Origin of the sequence: Streptomyces sulfonofaciens (genome assembly GCF_014656295.1) — a bacterium.
GTDB lineage: Bacteria > Actinomycetota > Actinomycetes > Streptomycetales > Streptomycetaceae > Streptomyces > Streptomyces sulfonofaciens.
Map to the genome: position 1 here is coordinate 746,729 of NZ_BNCD01000001.1, position 18,619 is coordinate 765,347.

Genomic DNA, 18,619 nt, shown 5'->3' on the forward strand with positions numbered 1-18,619 from the left:
GCCCGCTGTACTGGGTCCAGTGGGCTGGGGGACACCGCCGCCTCCATCCCCGCGGGCGGCGGACCGGTCCGGGAGGCGTACGCCGCCTCCCGGACCGTGAGTTGGGTCCGCCCGCTGGGATGGAGTGCGTAGGGCAATTTCATCCCGGCCGAAATGGCTGAATCCCGCCCCACGGATCGGTCCCGAGAGGGCCGAGGATCTTTCCCGCCCGGGTCCGGGCGCCGCCTGCGCGGCGCCCCGTTCCCGTCCGGACGCCGCGAGGGCGCGAGGTACGGGTGAGGGTGGGGGGCGGGAAGGTGCGGGGCGGCCCTCCGGGGCCCCGGGGAGCCCGGGAGCGCGCGGGAGTGTGCGGGAGCGCGCGGGAGTGTGCGGCAAGGCTCGGGGGAGAGCCCGGGAGAGCACGCGAAGGCCCGGGAGGGCCCGGAGAGGCCGGGAGGGTTCGGGAGAGGGGTGCGCCGGGCGCCCGGCGCGGCCCGTCGTGCGGTCCTCCGGTGATCCCTGGTGATCCACTGGCGACCTCTTGGTGGTTCTCCGGCGGTTCTCCGGCAGTTCTCCATGGGTTCCCCGATGGCTCCATGACGGCTCTCGGGCGGGCCTCCGGCGGCTCTCCGGAGGCCCGCGGGACGCCGTTCGACGAGGACCTCGGGCCTCGCGGGGTCCCTGGCCGCCGCTGCGCCCCCCGGGCGCTCCCGGATATCCCGAACCGCGGCTCCGGGGTCCTCCCCACCGGGGTGAATATCGTGTGCACTTGTGAAGTCGTGCAACGCGGCCCCTGCGCCCCGCCTTCGTGCGTCGGCTCGCCCGACCTCGTCCGGCTGATCGTCAGCCTGCATGGCCGCCTGGTTCTGCATGGCCGCCTGGTTCTGCACGACCGCATGGTTCTGGTCGTCCCGTCTGGTCCTGATCGTCCCGCCCGATCGTTCGACACCGCCATGCCTGGTCGTACGGCGGCGCCGGTTCGGTCGTACGGCGTTCCGGCCTGACGGGTCGTCCGGGTCGTCCGGCTTCCCAGGTCGTCGCCCGGCTTCCCGGCCGCTCGGTCACCCGACCTCCCGGCCGCCCGGGTCCGCCGTCCCACCGCGCCCCGATGAGCGCCACACATGCACCGGGACGCCTACCGCGTCCCGCGACCCGCGCCCCACCGGCGCGTTCCCCGCCGTGTCCGCCGGTCCCCGCATCCGTGCCCCGTGGTGCAACTTCCGCTCCGTGGACCGCATCGCGACCCGGTGGCCCCCCGGGTGCGCCGCCCGCTCGCCCCGGCTCCGGCGAGCCCCGCTCCACCGCGCGCGGACGCGGTGGATTCGTCCCTGGGTGTGGTTGTCTGTTGTTCAACCAGCAGTCTCCTGTGGTGCGTCACCTGTCGCATGCCAGGGGCGCATGCAGGAGCGCGGAAGCAGGTCCGTAAACCTTCCCGTGCGCCTCCTTCGTGGCAGCATGGTCCCGAGTCCGTCCGGTGTGGTGGTTCTTCGACGCCCTGGTTGCACTGGTCGCAGTGCTCGTAGTGGTTGTCCACAGCCTGTGGAGGCGGCAATGCGGTGGTTGGTGGGGTGGAGCAGTGCCACCGCAGGAGCCCTCCGGCCGGGGGCGGTACGCCCGGCCCCGGCGGGCGGCTGGAGTGACGTCGAGGGCGAGACCGTGCACCCGGTGGGTTCCCAACTCCTGTGGGGCGATCCCGATCCGCTGTGGGCCGTGGGCGACTGGCGTCCCGACGAGGTCCGCGTCGTCAAGGCCGACGCGGAGACCCGCATCGCCGTCCTCGGCACCTGCGCGGCCACCGACGAGCAACTGCGCGTCGCCCTCTTCGCGGCCCGCGGCGGCGCACTGCGGCACCTCACCGCGTGGGCCGGCAGCTACACGGCCGTCGTCCAGGTCGGCCGGCGCGTCACCGTCGCGGGCGACCTCGCCGGCGCACGGCCCGTCTTCCACACACCCTGGGCGGGCGGCACCGCGTACGCCACCGCCGCCCTGCCCCTGGCCGACCTCATCGAGGCCCCCCTCGACATCGGGCACCTCGCCGCCCTGCTCGCCGCCCCCGACGTGCCCGAGGCCATCCAGGACTCGACGCCCTACGACGGCGTGCGCCGCATCCCGCCGGGCCACGCCCTCGTGCTGCGCACGGGAGCCCGCGAGATCGCCGGGTACGAGCCCGTCGCCTCCCTCGCCGTCGCCGCCCCGCCCGTCGACGCCGCCAGTGCCGTGGAGGGAGTCAGGGACGCCCTCGTGGAGGCCGTACGCGCCCGGCTCGCGGCCCCCCGCCACGTCCCCGGGGCCGGCATCGACCCGGGCCCCGTCCCCGGCATGGGACCCGCCGAGCGGCGCGCGGCCCGCGGCATGCCGGTGCCCGGCATCGGCGCCGACCTCTCCGGCGGGCCCGCCTCCGGCACCCTGGCCCTGCTCGCGGCGGGCCTGCCCGGCATGCCGGGCACCGTCCTCGGCCACGGCACCGGTGCGGGCGAGCGGCTCCTCGCGGTCACCTTCAACGACCTCGCCGTCGGCGGCCAGGAAGCCGAGCTGGAGCGCGCGGGTGCCATAGCGGCCAACCCCCGCCTGCACCACGTCGTCGTCGCGGGCGGCGAGGAGGCACTCCCGTACGCCAGCCTGGACGCGCCCCTCACCGACGAGCCCGGCCCCTCCCTGGTGGTCGCCGCGCGCCACCGCGCCAGGCTCGCCGCGGGCAGCGCCGACCACTTCACCGGGTACGGCGCCCGCCAGGTCCTGGACGCGCACCCCGCGCGCCTGGCCGACCTGCTGATGGACCGCAAGCGCCGCCACCTGGTGCGCCCGGTCGCGGCACTCGCCAAGGCGGACGGCTCCGTCATGGTCCCCGCGCGCGTGTACAGCGCGGCGCGCCGCCTCGCCCGCACCCCCTACCGCGCCGGCGTCGACGCCCTCGCCGACCTGCTGCTGCGCCGCCGCTTCGACCGGACGGGCGACCTGGGGGGGCCGGTGGACGCCTCGCTCGCGGCACTCGCCTGGGGCAGACCCGGTCCGGCCGCACGGTGGCTGACGGGAGAGGCCCTGGCCGAAGTATCGGTTCGCCTCAGCACCGCGGCGGCCCGGCCGGGACCCGGTTCCGGACTGCGCCCGGGCGACTTCCGCGCCCGGGCCGCCCTCGCCCGGTACGCCGCCGACCTCCGCATCCTGGAACAGGCCGCGGAGATCCGCTTCCAGCGGCTGCACACCCCGTTCCTGGACAACCAGGTGGTACGCGCGTGCCGCGCACTCCCCGTCGCGCTGCGCGTCCAGCCCGGCGCCCGAGCCGCCGTCCTGCGCAAGGTCCTTGAAGGCTCCGGCGTCGCCGACCTGCCCGCCGGCTGGGGAGCGCCCACGCCCGCCGGCTCCTCGGCCGCCGTCCGCATAGGAATGCGCACCGCGATCGGTGACCTGGTGAGCCTCTTCGACACCCCTCTGCTGGCGGAGGCCGGGCTCGTCGAGGCCCGGGTGGTGCGCAAGGCCCTGCGCGCGGCGTCCGAAGGCGAACCGCTGCCCCTGGACGGCCTCGCCGACCTGGTCTCCCTGGAGGTGTGGCTGCGCCGCCTCCTCGCCCGCCGCGGCACCTGCTGGACCGGCACCCCCTCCCGCCAGCGCGCCGTCCCCTCCGGAAGCGTCGTCCCCCAGAGGGACGCCCTGGGCGCGGCACGCCGGCAGTGAACGACGCCGGCAGTGAACGACGCCGGGGTGTGCACGGAACGGGTGTGTACGGCTCGGGGTGTGTACGGCTGGGCATGTACGGCGCGGGTGCGTACGGCGTCGGGGGCGTGTGCGGCGTGTGGTGACGTGTACGGCTCGGGGTGGTGTGCGGCGTGTGGTGACGTGTACGGCGTGGAGGACGCGTACCACGTCCGGAGGCGCACCAAGGGGCTCCCCCGGACTCGTCCAGCACCTGCCCCGGCCTGCCGGGCCCCCGCCGCCTACGGCACCGTGGAGCGCCCGGCGCGCGCGTGCCCCCCGCCCAGAGCGCCGCTCGGCACCCGGTGCGCCACCGCGAAGCCGGCTTCCGAGCCGCCCGCAGGCCGCCGCCCCTGGGGCCGCACGGGGCCGTCCCCGCAGGCCCCCCGGTGGCCGTCCCGGCGGCCGCACGCCCTGCCGCGCCGCCACGAGCGGAAACAAGCTGCTCCAGGACCGGGCCCCGGTGAGAATGGACCCGTGCGGTACCAGATCCTCGGCACCACCCGGGCGCAGACCGACCAGGGCGCTCCGATACCCCTGGGCGGCCCCCGCCTGCGCGCACTGCTGACGGTCCTGGCCCTGCACCCCGACCGTGCGGTCAGCACGGACCGGCTCATCGCGGACGTGTGGGCCGACCGCCCTCCTTCCGACGCGCCCGCCGCGCTCCAGGCGCTCGTCGGCCGGCTGCGCCGCGCCCTGGGCAAGCTTGCCGTCGCCTCCGACGCGGGCGGCTACCGCTTGGTGGCCGACCCCGAGGACGTCGACCTCTTCCGGTTCGAACGGCTCGCGCGGGAGGGCGCCGCGGCCCTGGGCCGCGGCGACGCGGGCACCGCGGCCCGCACCCTGCGGGAGGCGCTGGCCCTGTGGCACGGCCCGGCCCTCGCCGACCTGCCGGACCGCGGTGCGGCCACCCGCCCCGAGGTCCAGCGCCTCGAGGCGGTCCGCGTCCGGGTCGCCGCCGACCTGCGGCTGGGCCGCGCCACCGAGCTGATACCGGAGCTGACGGAGTTGACCGCGGCGCATCCCTACGACGAGCCCCTGCACGCGCTCTTCATCCGGGCCCTGCGCGCCGCCGGCCGCGGCGCCGACGCACTGGCCGCTTACGAGCGGGCACGCCGGACCCTGGCGGAGGGTCTGGGCGCCGACCCCGGCCAGGAACTGCGCGCGCTGCACACCGAACTCCTGGGCGGCGCCGACCCACCCACCCACACCCCTCCGGTCCCTCTGGCCTCTCCGGCCCCTCCGCTCTCTGAGGTCACCCCGGTCGTCCCGGTCACCCCGGTCGTCCCGGTCACCCCGGTCGTCCCGGCCACCCCGGCCGTCCCGGCCACCCCGGCCGTCCCGGGTGCCCGGGTCATCCCAGGCGCCCCGGGCGTCGAAGCCGCCCCGGATGCCACGGAACCCCCGGGCAACCACTCCGCCCCCGCCGCGTGGTCCGGCGCGGGCACCCGATCCGTCCCGCAAGCCCGGTCCGCCCGGGAGAGCTGGTCCGTCCAGGAAGTCCGGTCCACTTCGGGCCCCCGGGCCGTCCAGGACACCCGATCCGCCCCCGGCGCGAGGCAGACCGCTCCCGGCGTGGGGCCGACCGACGGCGCGGGGCAGACCGCCCCCGGCGTGGGGCCGACCGCCCCGCACACCGCCCCGCACACCGAGGACCCCCGGCCTCAGGAGCACCCGCTCCCGGAGCACCCCCTCCCGGGGCGTCCGCTTCCCGAACACCCGCCCACCGGGCGCCCGCTCTCCGGCCCGCCCGGCGCGAAGGACGACCGGAAGGGCAACCTCCGCCCCCGTTTGACGTCCTTCGTCGGTCGGGAGCCCGAACTCGACGCCATCCGTGCCGACATACGAAGAGCCCGTCTGGTCACCCTCACCGGCCCCGGCGGCTCCGGGAAGACCCGCCTCGCCGAGGAGGCCGCCGCCGGGCATCCGCGGGCATGGCTGGCCGAGCTGGCCCCGCTCGACCGGCCGGAGGCGGTCCCGGGCGCCGTCGTCAGCGCCCTCGGTCTCCGTGAGACGGTGCTGCGGACGGCCGACAGGACCATCCCGCAGGACGACCCCGTCGCCCTGCTCGTGGAGCACTGCGCGGCCCGGAGCCTGCTTCTGATCCTCGACAACTGCGAGCATGTCGTCGACGCCGCGGCCCAGTTGGCGGAGACCCTGCTGACCCGCTGCCCCGGGCTCACCGTCCTCGCCACCAGCCGCGAGCCCCTGGGCGTGCCCGGTGAGTGCGTGCGCCCCGTGGAGCCGCTGCCACCGCAGCCGGCCCACCGTCTGTTCATCGAGCGCGCCGCCGCCGTCAGCCCCGGCCTCGACCCCGCGCGTGACCCCGCCGCGGTCGACGAGATCTGCCGCCGCCTCGACGGCCTCCCGCTCGCCATCGAGCTGGCCGCCGCCCGTCTGCGCCTGCTCACACCCCGTCAGATCGCCGACCGCCTCGACGACCGGTTCCGCCTGCTCACCAGCGGCAGCCGCACCGTCCTGCCCCGCCAGCAGACCCTGCGGGCCGTCGTCGACTGGTCCTGGGAGCTGCTCACCGACCAGGAGCGCAGGGTCCTGTGCGAGGTCTCGGTGTTCGCCGGCGGATGGGACCTGCCCGCCGCGGAGGCCGTCTGCACCGGCCCCGCCGCGGACGTCCTCGGCGCCCTCGTCGACAAGTCCCTCGTCGTCGCCACCCCGGACGAGAGCGCGCGGGACGGCGTGGGCGGCATGCGCTACCGCCTCCTGGAGACGATCCACGAGTACGCGGCCGAGCGTGCCGCCGAGCGCCCCCGCGAGCGTGCCGCCGCCGAGCGCCGCCACAGTGCGTACGTCCGCGCCCTGGTCGAGGAGGCCGAGCCCCTGCTCCGCTCCGGCGAGCAACTCCCCTGGATCGACCGGCTGGAGACGGAGCTGGACAACATCCGCGCCGTCCTGCACCGCGCCCTCGCCGAGGGCGACGAGGAACTGGCGGCTGCCGTGGCCCTCGCCGTCGGCTGGTTCTGGTGGCTGCGCAACTACCGCGGGGAGGGCGCCGACTGGGTCCGGCGCATCCTCCGCCTCCCGGCCGCCCAGGCCCCCGTCCCTGCCCAGGCCCCCGTCCCTGCCCAGGCCCCCACCCCTGCCCAGGCCCCCGGCGCGGCCCCGTCCCGCCGGCCCGGCGGGCCCGCCCCGTCCGCCGTTTCCGCCGCCGCGCCCTCCTTGCCGGCCGCGGACGGGGCCCGGCTCCTCGCTCCCATCGATGACCAGGGCAGAGCTGCCACGGATCCCGTCGGCGACGACGACCACCCGCTGTACTGGCCGCGGATGAACCTCCGGCTGATGTACCTGTTCCTGGTGGCCGAGTCCGGGCCGGTGGAGGCGATGCACGACGAACGCTCCCGCGCCTCCGTCGCGCGCGTGCGCCGTGCCTTCGAACGCCCCAGCCCCGCCGCGGCCCGTTTCCCCGGGCTGGTCTGGCCGTTCACGGTCTTCTTCCTGGACGGCCCGTCCGCGGTCGCCCCCGCCATCGACGCCGCGGTCGCCAACTGCCGTGTGCACGGCGGTGACTGGGAGATCGGCGTGATGCTGATGTTCCGGACCCACATCGCCGTCGACATGCCGGGCGGCCTGCGGGGCGTCGACGAGGACCTGGCCGAGCTGCGTGAGCTGAGCAAGCGGGTCGGCGACCGCTGGATGCGGGCGCAGGTGTGCAGCGCGAGCGGCGAGGCCGCCATGGCCCGCAGCCGGTTCGCGGAGGCCGAGCAGGAGTACGAGGAGGCGCTGCGCCTCGCCTACGAGGTCGGCGCCCACGCCGAGGCGCCGTTCCTGCTGGCCCGGCTCGCCGAGATCGCCTACCGTGCGGGCGACCGCGCCCGGATGGTGAAGTTCATCGACGGGGCGGCCGACGCCGCCGACCGGTACGGAGTGATCGACTCGCGTGCGTTCATCCGTCTGCTGCGCGCCCTCATCGCCCTGGACGACGGCGATCTGCCCGAGGCCCGTGCCTGGTGCGAGGCCGCCCGCGCCGACACCGTCCTCGGCACCCCGCCCCCGCAGTTCCTGGCCATGCTGGACAACGTCCAGGCCCGTGTCACCGCCGCCGACGAGGGCCCCGCGGCAGGGCTCCTGCTGCTGATCCACGCGCTGCACCAGGCGCTGAGCGGCCATTGCGCCGAGGTGGTGACCGCGGCACTCGTCGACAGCGGTGCCGCGCTGGTGTCCGACCTGGGTGACCACGCGCGCGTGGCCCGGCTGCTGGCGGCCTCGTCGGCCTGGCGCGGCGGCCACGACAGGCCGATGCCCGACCGTGCGATCGCCGAGCGGGCGGCCGCGGCGGCGATGGCCGTGCTCGGCACGGACCGCTACGAGAGCGAGCGGACGACGGGCCGGCACCTCGATCCGGACGGGGTCCTCGCCGAGCTTGCCGCCGCCATCGGCGCGGCCCCGCCCCGCCCGGTGGCCGAGAGCCTCCGGGCCTGGCCGCCCACCGCTCGCTGACCCGGCCGCATCCGGTCGTGTTCGTCTCGGCCGTGCTTGCTCCGGTCGTGTTCGTCTCGGCCGTGCTTGCTCCGGTCCCGTTCGCTTCCGGCCCTGCTTGCCCCGGCCCCGTTCATTCCGGCTCCGCTCGTCCCGGCCTCGGGCGCCGTGTCCCACCTCGGCCACCGCGTCCCCCTTCGCTCGTGGCCCGCGCGCCCCGGGCGGCGTTCCCGCAGGCCGGACGGCGTCCGCCGGGGCACGGGGTCCCGCGGGAGCCCGGCCGGAGGTGCGGCGGCGGTCCCGCCGGGCACCTCGGGTTCAGCGGCAGGTGAACCGGGACTCGGCCCAGTCCGCGAGTACCACCGCGTCCAGCACGCCCCGCGGTTGCACGTCGAAGCGCACCGTGCTGCGCCCCGCCAGCGACAGATGCACCGGCAGGGCCGGGCTGCCACCCCTGACCAGCGGTGACCGCCATATGGGCACACCGTCCGCGACGACGGAGAACCGCACCGCGCCAAGGCCCAGCATGGTGTCGTCGATCCCGACGAGCGCGTCGTACGCCGTGCAGGCGCGGTTCAGATCGATGGTGACGGACGACCTGCCGTGCACCGTCACACCGTGGGCGTACCGCCGGTGGCTGATGTACAGGCCCTGGCGCTGCCACACCCAACTGCTCGTGCCCCGCATCTCCGGCCTGCTGCCGTCGCCGACCGCGCCGTACTGCAACTGGCTCCACTCGTAGACGACCGGGGCCGGCGGCGACGTGGGAGGTGGCGGCGGTGCGGACGGGGTCGGTGCGGTCGGTGTGGATGTGGGTGTGGGTGAGGGGGAGGGGGAGGGGAGCGACGGTGCCGGGTCGTGAGGCGGCTCCCCGGCCGGTTCCGCGGTGGGCTCTGTCGGGTCTGCGGGTACTGCGGCCGGTGGGGAGGCGGGCATCGGCTTGGCGACCGGCGGCCGCCCGGGCCCCGGCTTCTCCGCCGCGGGCGGCGCCCCGGACGAGGGCGGCTTCTGCGGCACCACCGGTTCCGACGCCGGGGGCTTGGCCCTGGGGCTGCCGGGCGGGGTCGTCCCGCTGCCGGCCAGGGCCAGGGCCAGGGCCACCGCGGCCGCGGCCGCCGCGGCCACCACCGCCGTGAGCCCGGCCTTCACCGACATGCCGAGCCCCGTCGAAGCCGCTTGGGAACCGGCTCCGCCGCCCGAGGCGGACGCGGCTCCGCCGCCCGCCGCCGCACCTCCACCGGTGGCCGCTCCGCCGGCCGTCCCGCCGCCGGCCCCGCCCGAGACCGCCCCTGACCCTGCCGCCGCTCCCGATCCTGCCGCCGCGGAACCAGCGGCCCCGCCCGATGCCGCTCCAGCTCCTGCCCCCGCTCCAGCTCCAGCCCCTGCCCCCGCACCCGCCGCTGCCCCGGCCGCGCCCGCGGCACCTCCGGCGAAGAGCGCGGCCACCTTCGCGTACCCCGCGGCACCGAACCAGCCGATGACGGCGACCGGTACCACGCCGGGAATGCCTCCGGCGACCTCCTTGATCTGCCCCGCGGCCAGCCGGCACCGCGCGCAATCGGCGAGGTGCTTGCGCAGACCGCGTTCCGCCCGGGCCCGCAGGCTGCCGCGGGCGTACGCGCCGAGCCGGTCGGCGAAGCGCGCGCACTCCTCGTCGGCGGCCAGCGCAGCGCTCACGTGCGCCTGCAGATAGGCCTCCTTCAGGCCCTCGCGGGCCCGGCTGGCCAGCACCCGGGTGCCGTTGGCGTCGAGTCCGAACAGCGTGGCGACCTCGCCCGGGGACTCGTCCTCGACCTCGGTGTGCCACAGCACCGCCTGCCAGCGCTCGGGCAGGCTGCGGAAGGCCTGCATGGCGAGCGACTGCTCCGCCTCGTGCATGGCGAGCACGTCGGCGCCCAGGTCCAGGGTCTCGTCGCCGGGATGGTCGGTACCACGGGCGGACTGCGCCGCGAACGCCGCGAAGTCGTCGACCAGGTGCTCCCGCCGGCGGGATTTGGTCCAGCCCGCGGCGACCCGGCGCACCGTGGACAGCAGGTAGGCGCGTATCGCGTGCTCGGGCCCCGCGCCGCCGCGCACCGCCTGGAGCATCCGGGCGAAGACCTCGGCCGTGAGGTCGTCGGCCGTGTGGGCGTCCTGGCAGCAGGTGCGCGCGTAGCGCCGTACCGCCGCGGCGTGGCGGCGGAACAGGTCCTCGTACGCGCTGTCGTCGCCCGCCCGCATACGGGCGATCAGTTCGGCGTCGGAGGGGGGACGGACGGTGCCGTCCGTCGGGTCGCCCAGCGCACCCCCGGCGCCCGCCCCTGCCGGGCCGGAGCCCGTGCGCTGGGCGGGCACGTTCGCGCTGTCTGGCGTGCCCTCGCCACCGGGTGGTTCGTCCCGTCCGTGTAACTCGTCCCGTCCGTCAGTGCTCATCGGGGACAGCCTCCGCTTGCCCGTACGACCCGGCCATCGGCTCAGCGTGCCACACGATCGCGCCCCTTCGGTGCCCCTTCGCGGCCCTCACCCGTACGGCGGTTGCGCCGACCGTCCGGCGGGCTCACGCCCGTCCCGTCCGGCACGTTCCACGGCGCACGCACACTCGCTCGCCCGCCCGCTCGCGGGGCCGCCCGCAGGGCCGCCGAAGGCCGCTCGCGGACCCGCTCACCACGGACGGCGATGCCACGACGACTCCCGCGGCAGCCTTATGGCACATGGGTTCGACGGGTGAAGCCGCACCCCGGCGCTGTCGCCCCACCAGGGCCCGTGAGCACCAGCCCGTGAGCACCAGCCCGTGGGCAGGTTCGTGGATGCCAGGCCCGTGGGCGCCAGGCCCGTGGGCGGGCAGCCGCGTCCGCAAAGGCCCCTTGACCCCGGGGGCCCGCCCCCGAGCCGAGCCCCGCACACCCGCGGACGCCCGGGCCTGCGGAACCGCCGGAGCCTGACCCCGCGGCCCAGCAACCTGGCGCCACAGCCCACCAGCCCGGACCCGTGGCCCCCGCCCCGCGGACCCACCGCCCGACGCCCTCGCGTCCCCGCCCGGCCCCGACGCCCTCGCGTCCCTGCCCACCGCCCGACGCCCTCGCGTCCCTGCCCGGCCCCGTCGACATCAGGCCCCGCCAGGCCCCCAGGTCCCAGCGGACGCGCCAGGCCCCGCCAGGACCTAGCAGACCCGTCGGCCCCACCAGGTCCCGTCGGCCCCACCGGGTCCCGCGCCACGCGCGTAGCGCGCGTGCCTACGGACGTCCGGGCCGTGACCGGAGCCCCTCCAGCAGGATGTCGAGCAGCCGCTCCGATGCCGCGGCCTGCTGGGCGGCGTCCGGCAGCGCGGGCGCCGCCGTCGCTATCACCAGCAGCACATCGGAGACCGTGACGTCCGCACGGAGCTCGCCCGCGGCACGCGCGCGCTCCACCAGCCGTCCTACGACGTCGAGCAGCGCACGCGCGCCGGGTTCGTCCAGCGGACCCGGGGCCCCACCACTCGCCGGACGCCGCTCGGCCGAGGACCCCACCAGCCGCAGATCGGGCGCGGAGCCACGCCCCGCGGGCCCGGCGCCCGCCGGGGGCCGGACCGGTGAGCCGGTGGCGCCGCCCGCCTCCGTGCCGGTCGTCCCGCGCTGCTGCGGCAGCCGCCTCGCCGACTGGTCCGCACCGGGGCCGCTCTCGCCCCGCCCCTGCGCGGCTCCCGTCCCGGGTTCGGCCCGGCGGCCGCCCTCGACGTCGACGCGGAGTATCTGCGGCGGCAGCAGGCGCCCCGCGCCGGACGCGACCGACGTGCGCAGGAAGCGGGAGAGCGCCGACCACGGCTGCTCCTCCTGCCCCAGCGCGGCCCGCGCCTGGTCGGCCAGCCGCGCGGTCTCCTCCGCCGCTATCCGTCTGACGAGGACGTCCTTGCTGGGGAAGCGGCGGTAGACGGTGCCCACGCCGACCCGGGCGCGGCGCGCCACGTCCTCCATCGGCGCCCCGTACCCCAGCTCGCCGAACACCTCGCGCGCCGCGCGCAGCACGTGCTCCAGATTGCGCTGTGCGTCCACCCGCAGCGGGGCCGTCCGTGCCCCGCCCGCGGAAGCCTGACCGCTCCCACCGCCTCCACCGCCGGAAGCGACGGCAGGTGCGACGGACCAAGAGTCATGAATGTGCATAAAATTCCCCCGGTAATGACGTCTCCCCCCGGAGACTCTCCCCGCCATTGGCAACCGGAGCACGGGGAACAACCCTGTGGCACTGGCCCGGTGCGAGCCTGCCGAGCGCATCCCCCAACGCCCCGACGTCCCACGAACATAGTTGAGCTGGGGTCAATTCAGAAGGGGCAGACTCCGCATCGACGGCCGCCCGATCGGGCTACCCACCCGTCCACCCCGGGGCACGCCTCGCCCCGACGCCCCCTGCGCCCCTCCTGACCTGCGTTGATCTCAAGGACTCCGGCATGTCGCCTGGACGACGTTTCGTACGACTTCCAGTCATACAAATTGCTGAGCCTGTGGACAAACGCCGGACCGCGATGCGTCATGGGAAGGTGAAGGCCTCACTATCACCGGGGACCACCCCCGGCCCCACAGCGGCTGCGCGCATTCTCGTCGTAGGCGGCGGTTACGTCGGCATGTACACCGCCCTGCACCTCCAGCGGAGACTGAAACGCGAGCTGACCCGGGGCGAGGTCGAGATCGTCGTGGTCACCCCCGACCCGTACATGACCTACCAGCCGTTCCTGCCGGAAGCCGCCGCCGGATCGATCTCGCCGCGCCACGTCGTCGTACCGCTGCGCCGGGTCCTTCGGCAGTGCCGGGTCGTCATCGGCGAGGCCCAGTCCATCGACCACGCCAAGCGGACCGCCACGCTCGCCACCCTCTCCACCCACGAGGAGGGCACCGGCTCCGTGGAGATCGGCTACGACGAACTGGTGCTCGCCCCCGGCTCCGTCTCACGGACCCTGCCCGTGCCCGGCCTCGCGGACCACGGCATCGGCTTCAAGACGGTCGAGGAGGCCATCGGGCTGCGCAACCACGTCATCGAGCAGATGGACATCGCCTCCTCCACCCGCGATCCCGCCGTCCGCGACGCCGCCCTGACCTTCGTCTTCGTCGGCGGCGGGTACGCGGGCGTGGAGGCGCTCGGGGAACTGGAGGACATGGCGCGCTACGCCGCGCGCTACTACCACAACATCCGGGCCGAGGACATGAAGTGGATCCTCGTGGAGGCCACCGGCCGGATCCTGCCCGAGGTCGGCGAGGAGATGGGCACCTACGCCGTGCGCGAACTGCGCGGCCGCAACATCGACGTCCGCCTGCACACCCGCCTGGAGTCCTGCGAGGACCGCGTCGCCGTACTCGACGACGGCTCCCGCTTCCCGACCCGTACGCTCGTGTGGACCGCGGGCGTCAAACCGCACCCGATCCTGGCCGCCGCCGACCTGCCGCTCGACGAGCGGGGCAGGCTCGTGTGCACCACCCGGCTGACCGTCGGCGGAGTGACGCACGCGTGGGCGGCCGGTGACGCCGCGGCCGTCCCCGACTCCACCTCCGACCAGCCCGGCGCGCTCTGCGCACCCAACGCCCAGCACGCCGTGCGCCAGGCCAGGGTGCTCGCCGAGAACATCGCCGCCACCCTGCACGGGGCGCCCCTCAAGGAGTACGCGCACTCCTACGCCGGCTCCGTGGCCTCCCTGGGACTGCACAAGGGCGTCGCGCACGTCTACGGGCGGAAGCTGAAGGGCTATCCTGCATGGTTCATGCACCGCGTCTACCACCTGAGCAGGGTGCCCACCTTCAACCGCAAGGCACGCGTGCTCGCGGAATGGATCCTCTCGGGACTGTTCAAACGCGAGATCGTGTCCCTGGGGTCACTCGAACATCCCCGTGCGGAGTTCGAACTCGCGGCCGGAGGGAAACACCCGAAGGACCCGAAGGGGTCTTCCTGAGCGGAGCCAGGAACTCCCCTCCCCGGCCCAGCGTCTGACGGATAACGGATTTCCGCCCCGTCGGCCAGACTGGATCCGTGACCATGGGCGGTGCTCCCCCACCAGGGACGCGCCCCGCCCGGCGACACCCCATGACACCCCATGACATCGCTGACACCCCCCGGCACCCCGGCGTCCCCGACATCGCAAGGCTGCTCCCCAGTGCTGCGTCTCCCGGAGCACCCTCCGGGACCGCTGCGACGGGGCGGACCGCACCCGACGACACGAGGCAAGAATTCGGTGAATTTCACCCGCTGGAGCGCCCGGCTCTCCGGAACGCAGCGCCGCGCTGCACGGACCGACCCCGCGACCTCCCCGGCACCGCGAGGGGAGAGCGCCGTGCCCGCCGCCCGCGCCGAGCGGCCGGCCCACCAGGGCGCATCCGCCGACCACGCGCCCAGCGCCGCCTCCGCCACCGACACGGCCCCCGCCCCGGGCCTGCCCGGCGTCACCGACGCGCGCGTACGTGACGTACTGGACCACCTCCCTGCCCTCGTCGCCCTCGTGCACGGCCGCGACCACCGCGTCAGCTACGTCAACGGCGCCTACGAGACCGCCTTCGGACCCCGTCGGCACGGCGCCCCCGCCCGCGAGGCCCTGCCCGAGCTCGACGAGCTGGGCCTGCTGCCCCTCCTCGACCAGGTGCTGCGCAGCCACAGGCCACGCACCGTCAAGTCCCGCAAGGCCCCCGACGGCCGCTCGTACACGTTCACCTGCACCTACGTCGACTCCCTCGCCGCCCACGAGGACAGCGGCGTCCTGATCTTCGCCGCCGACGTCACCGACCACGCCGAGGCCGCCGAGCGGCTCCGCGCCGGGGAGCGCAACCAGCGCGAGACCGCCGTCACCCTGCAACGCTCCCTGCTGCCGCAGAAGCTGGAGGAGCCCGACGACCTGCGCATCGCCGCCACCTACCACCCCGGCGGCACCGAAGCCGCGGTCGGCGGCGACTGGTACGACGTCATCACCCTGGGCGGCGGCCGCACCGCCGTCGTCATCGGCGACGTGATGGGCCGCGGCGTGCGCGCCGCAGCCGTCATGGGCCAGCTCCGCACCGCCGTACGCGCCTACGCCCGCCTGGACCTGCCCCCGCACGAGGTACTGCAACTCCTCGACGGCCTCGCCGCCGACATCGACCCCGACCAGATCGCCACCTGCGTCTACGCCGTCCACGACCCGAACGAGGGCCGCCTCGTCTACGCCTCCGCCGGCCATCCCCCGGTCCTCGTACGCGGCGAGGACGGCTCCGTGCGCCGCGCCGACGAACCCACCGGGCCCCCGCTCGGCACCGGCGGCTGGCTGCACGCCTCGGGGTCCGTCCCGCTCGGCCCGGGCTGCACCGCCGTGCTCTACACGGACGGCCTCGTCGAGCGGCGCGACCAGGACATCGACGAAGGCGTCGCATCCCTGGAGCTCGCCCTCGCGGGCGCCACCGGCACACCCCAGGTCGTGTGCGACCGCCTTCTGCGCACGGCGGGCGTCACCGCCGACCACGACGACGACGTCGCCGTCCTCGTCCTCCAGCACGCCGCGCGCAGCGGCCCGGACCGCGACCTCTTCCGCAACGCCGCGCTCGACCTCCTGGGAGGCGTCGAGGCCGCGCCACGCGCGCGTGCCTTCGCCTCAGGCGTCCTCACCAGTTGGCGCTTCTCCACGGAGATCCACGACCTGGGCGTCCTCGCGGCCAGCGAACTCGTCGCCAACTCCCTCCAGCACGGCACCCCGCCCATGCGCCTGAGGCTGCGCCGTACCGACCGTCGGCTCATCATCGAGGTCACCGACGGCGACGACCACCTGCCGCGGCGCCGCCGTGCCGCGCCCGCGGACGAAGCGGGCCGCGGCATCGCCATCGTCGCCACCATCGCCGCCAACTGGGGCGCCCGCCGGACCCCGGACGGCGGCAAGGCCGTGTGGTGCGAGTTCGACCTGCCGCCGGCGTCCGGCGCGCCACGGGCGCTCCGCTGACGCAGGCCCCTCGGGCGGCCCGGCCGGCTCAGGCGCCGGCCGGGTCCGGGGTGATGCGCTCCGCGGCCGGCCCGCCCGCGGCCACGACCCTGCTGCGCGCGGGCAGGGGCAGGTCCTGCGCGGGTGCGAGCCGTCGTCCCAGGCGCAGCGCGAGAACCGTCACACCCAGGGAGAGCGCCAGGAACGTCAGCACATAGGGGGTGTGCGCGGCCGCGGCCATCGGCCCGCCCACGGCCGGACCCGCCGCCAGGGCGAGCTGCTTCACCAGCGCGAAAGCGGAGTTGTACCGGCCGACCGTGCCGGCCGGAGCGAGATCCGCGACCAGCGGCGCGAGCGTCGGCGACAACATGGTCTCGCCGAGTCCGAACAGCGCGTACGCGGTGATGAACGCGCCCGTGGCCGTCGCCCTGCCACCGTGGCCGAGCCCCGCACAGCCGGCCGCCGCCCACGCCACGGCCCACAGCAGACCCACCACGGCGATCACCCGCGAGCGCCGCCTGCGCTCCACCAGCCGCAGCACGGCGAACTGCGCGACCACGATCATCGCCGTGTTCGCGGCGAGGGCGACGCCGAGCGTCGACGGCGAGACCCCCGCCGCCTCCACGCCGTACGCCGAGAGCCCCGACTCGAACTGTCCGTAGCAGACGAAGAACACCGCGAAGGCGAGTGCGCAGAACTGGACCATGGCCCGGTGCGCCAGCAGCGCGCGGACACCGCCCGGGGCGGCGCCCTCGGACTCGCCCGGCACCGCCTCCGCGCTCCCGGCGCCCGCAGCGATCCCCGGCACCCTGACCGACAGCACGATCCCGGCGAGCACCAGGAACATCGCCGACTCGAACGAGAAGAGCAGCGTGAAACTGCCGGGACGGTGTACGTCGACGAGCTGCCCGCCCAACAGTCCGCCCGCACCGAGGCCGAGGTTCTGCAGGAAGAACTGCGTCGCGAAGGCACGCGTACGCGTCTCGGCGTCGGAGCACCACACGATCAGCGTGGCGAGCGCGGGCTGCATCACCGCCGTACCCGCGCCGAGCATCGACGCCGACAGCAGTGCGAGGGGCACACCGTTCGCGAAGCCGAGGCCCGCAGCGCCCGAGGCGGCCATCAGGGCCGCCCCCACCAGGACCGGCAGCGGTCCGCGCCGGTCGATCGCCCTGCCGACGAACGGCAGCACCACCAGCGCCGCCAACGCGAACACGGCGAGCACCAACCCCGCCGCGCCGGCCCCCAGCCCCCGTACCTGCGCCACGTAGACATAGAGGTACGGGACCGTGAACCCGGCGCCGAACGCGCTCAGTGCACTGCCTGTCTGGATCCGCCGCACCGCGGCGGCCACTGCCCTGGTCACTCTCACCTTCCTGAAGACTTCGAACCTAAACTTCGACTCTAAACTTTATAGGATGAAGGACTTCAACGCAAAGACAGCTCGTGCCATACTGGCCCCATGGGTGAAACCCCGCATGTGAGCGAACCGGCGCTCGACGAGCAGATCGCTGCCTACCAGCGAGAATTCGCGGATCTGGATCCGCAGGTGGAGCAGATCGTCTCTGCCCTGGGCCGCCTCAACCGCCGCATGAACGTCGCCTACGGCCGTCAGAACGCGACCCTGGGCATCAGCAACGCCGAGTGGGAGGTCCTCAAGGCCCTCGTCCTCTCCGGCCCGCCCTACCAGCTCGGCCCCGGCGACCTGGCCAAGCGGCTGGGCCTCACGCCCGCCGCCATGACCCATCGCATCGACCGCATGGTCGACGAGGGCCTGGTCACCCGCGACCGCGACGAGAGCAACCGGGTGCGCGTGATCATCGAGATCACCGCGGAGGGCCGCGGGAAGTGGCTGGAGGCCATGCGCCTGGCGACCGTCTTCGAGGGCGACCTGGTCCAGGACCTCTCGCCCGAGGAGCGCAAGTCCCTCGGCGAGGTGCTCATCCGGCTGCTCCGTCGTGTGGAGCAGACCCAGCCCGACGGGGGCGGCCGCATGGAGGACCTCGACCGGGCCTGAGCCGGCACCGCCTGGCCCCGACCGGCCGCACCGCCCCCGTGGCGGGAACCGAGTTGACAGCCTTCTGGGTGATCCGTAAGGTACTTCGAGTTGCCACGGAGCCGTAACGGTTCTACGGCAGCGAGTCACGCCGCAACTGCGGCAAACCCACACCTCAGCACGGCCTCCCAGCGGAATCGAATTCGGCGTGCCCGAAATTCAATTGCGCAGACTCGATTAGGAGTCGCCGGGAAAGTGGGCTAAGGTGTGGAACGCCGCACCGGCCGCAAGGCCGAAAAGGCAACCCGCTCCGACCGGGAATCGGCTCCGAAAGGATCTGATAGAGTCGGAAACACCGAAGGGAAACGCCCGGAGGAAAGCCGCGGAGGGTCGCGGTGAGTACGAAGGAAGTGTCCGTTCCTTGAGAACTCAACAGCGTGCCAAAAGTCAACGCCAGATATGTTGATACCCCGTCCGTTCAGGAATTCAGGTTTCTGGATGGTCGTGGTTCCTTTGAAGAAGAATACACAGCGAGGATGCTGTGAGCCTCCTGATTATTCCTTGGGAGGTTCCGCTCTCGTGATGTGTTGCCGGGATAGCCCGGAAGCATTCACGGAGAGTTTGATCCTGGCTCAGGACGAACG

The 18,619-nt window shown here is 74.9% G+C and carries 8 protein-coding genes; 5 read left to right on the forward strand and 3 right to left on the reverse strand.

What is annotated here, in order from left to right; genetic code table 11:
• Positions 1-1,530: 1,530 nt before the first annotated feature.
• Positions 1,531-3,651 (forward strand): asparagine synthase-related protein, encoded by a 2,121-nt coding sequence (locus IE313_RS02985; protein ID WP_189929227.1) that lies wholly within the window; start codon positions 1,531-1,533, stop codon positions 3,649-3,651.
• A 495-nt stretch (positions 3,652-4,146) separates the two neighbouring features.
• Positions 4,147-8,124 carry an AfsR/SARP family transcriptional regulator gene (locus IE313_RS02990; protein WP_189929228.1) on the forward strand — a complete coding sequence of 1,326 codons (3,978 nt, stop codon included), beginning with the start codon at positions 4,147-4,149 and terminating at the stop codon, positions 8,122-8,124.
• A gap of 297 nt (positions 8,125-8,421) precedes the next feature.
• Here the strand turns inward: IE313_RS02990 and IE313_RS02995 are convergent, their stop codons facing one another.
• Together IE313_RS02995 and IE313_RS03000 are read right to left on the reverse strand one after the other, a co-directional pair.
• Entirely contained in the window at positions 8,422-10,515 is a 2,094-nt protein-coding gene (locus IE313_RS02995; protein WP_189929229.1) for a sigma-70 family RNA polymerase sigma factor, read from the reverse strand.
• An 800-nt stretch (positions 10,516-11,315) separates the two neighbouring features.
• Positions 11,316-12,221, reverse strand: coding sequence for a TetR/AcrR family transcriptional regulator (locus IE313_RS03000; protein ID WP_189929230.1), 906 nt, complete (start codon positions 12,219-12,221; stop codon positions 11,316-11,318).
• A gap of 359 nt (positions 12,222-12,580) precedes the next feature.
• Here IE313_RS03000 and IE313_RS03005 point away from each other — a divergent pair, with 359 nt between their 5' ends.
• Positions 12,581-13,996: an NAD(P)/FAD-dependent oxidoreductase gene (locus IE313_RS03005; RefSeq protein WP_189929231.1), complete on the forward strand. Its 1,416-nt coding sequence runs from the start codon at positions 12,581-12,583 to the stop codon at positions 13,994-13,996.
• A gap of 279 nt (positions 13,997-14,275) precedes the next feature.
• Complete coding sequence (locus tag IE313_RS03010; RefSeq protein ID WP_189929232.1) at positions 14,276-16,000, forward strand: ATP-binding SpoIIE family protein phosphatase; 1,725 nt, start codon at positions 14,276-14,278, stop codon at positions 15,998-16,000.
• Between the two features lie 28 nt (positions 16,001-16,028).
• On the opposite strand, the gene IE313_RS03015 is transcribed toward IE313_RS03010, so the two are convergent.
• The gene (locus tag IE313_RS03015; protein ID WP_189929314.1) at positions 16,029-17,333 is read right to left on the reverse strand and encodes an MFS transporter; all 1,305 of its coding nucleotides are present in this window, start codon (positions 17,331-17,333) and stop codon (positions 16,029-16,031) included.
• 108 nt (positions 17,334-17,441) lie between these two features.
• Here IE313_RS03015 and IE313_RS03020 point away from each other — a divergent pair, with 108 nt between their 5' ends.
• A complete protein-coding gene (locus IE313_RS03020) occupies positions 17,442-17,996 on the forward strand; it encodes a MarR family winged helix-turn-helix transcriptional regulator (RefSeq protein ID WP_189929233.1) in 555 nt (184 codons plus the stop codon).
• The last annotated feature ends 623 nt before the right edge of the window (positions 17,997-18,619 follow it).

What these genes read in the sequence shown, in the direction of transcription:
- IE313_RS03020 (WP_189929233.1), top strand. Translation starts at nt 17,442, where the DNA reads ATGGGTGAAACCCCGCATGTGAGCGAACCGGCGCTCGACGAGCAGATC.
- IE313_RS03005 (WP_189929231.1), top strand. Translation starts at nt 12,581, where the DNA reads ATGCGTCATGGGAAGGTGAAGGCCTCACTATCACCGGGGACCACCCCC.
- IE313_RS02995 (WP_189929229.1), bottom strand. Translation starts at nt 10,515, where the DNA reads ATGAGCACTGACGGACGGGACGAGTTACACGGACGGGACGAACCACCC.
- IE313_RS03000 (WP_189929230.1), bottom strand. Translation starts at nt 12,221, where the DNA reads ATGCACATTCATGACTCTTGGTCCGTCGCACCTGCCGTCGCTTCCGGC.
- IE313_RS02985 (WP_189929227.1), top strand. Translation starts at nt 1,531, where the DNA reads ATGCGGTGGTTGGTGGGGTGGAGCAGTGCCACCGCAGGAGCCCTCCGG.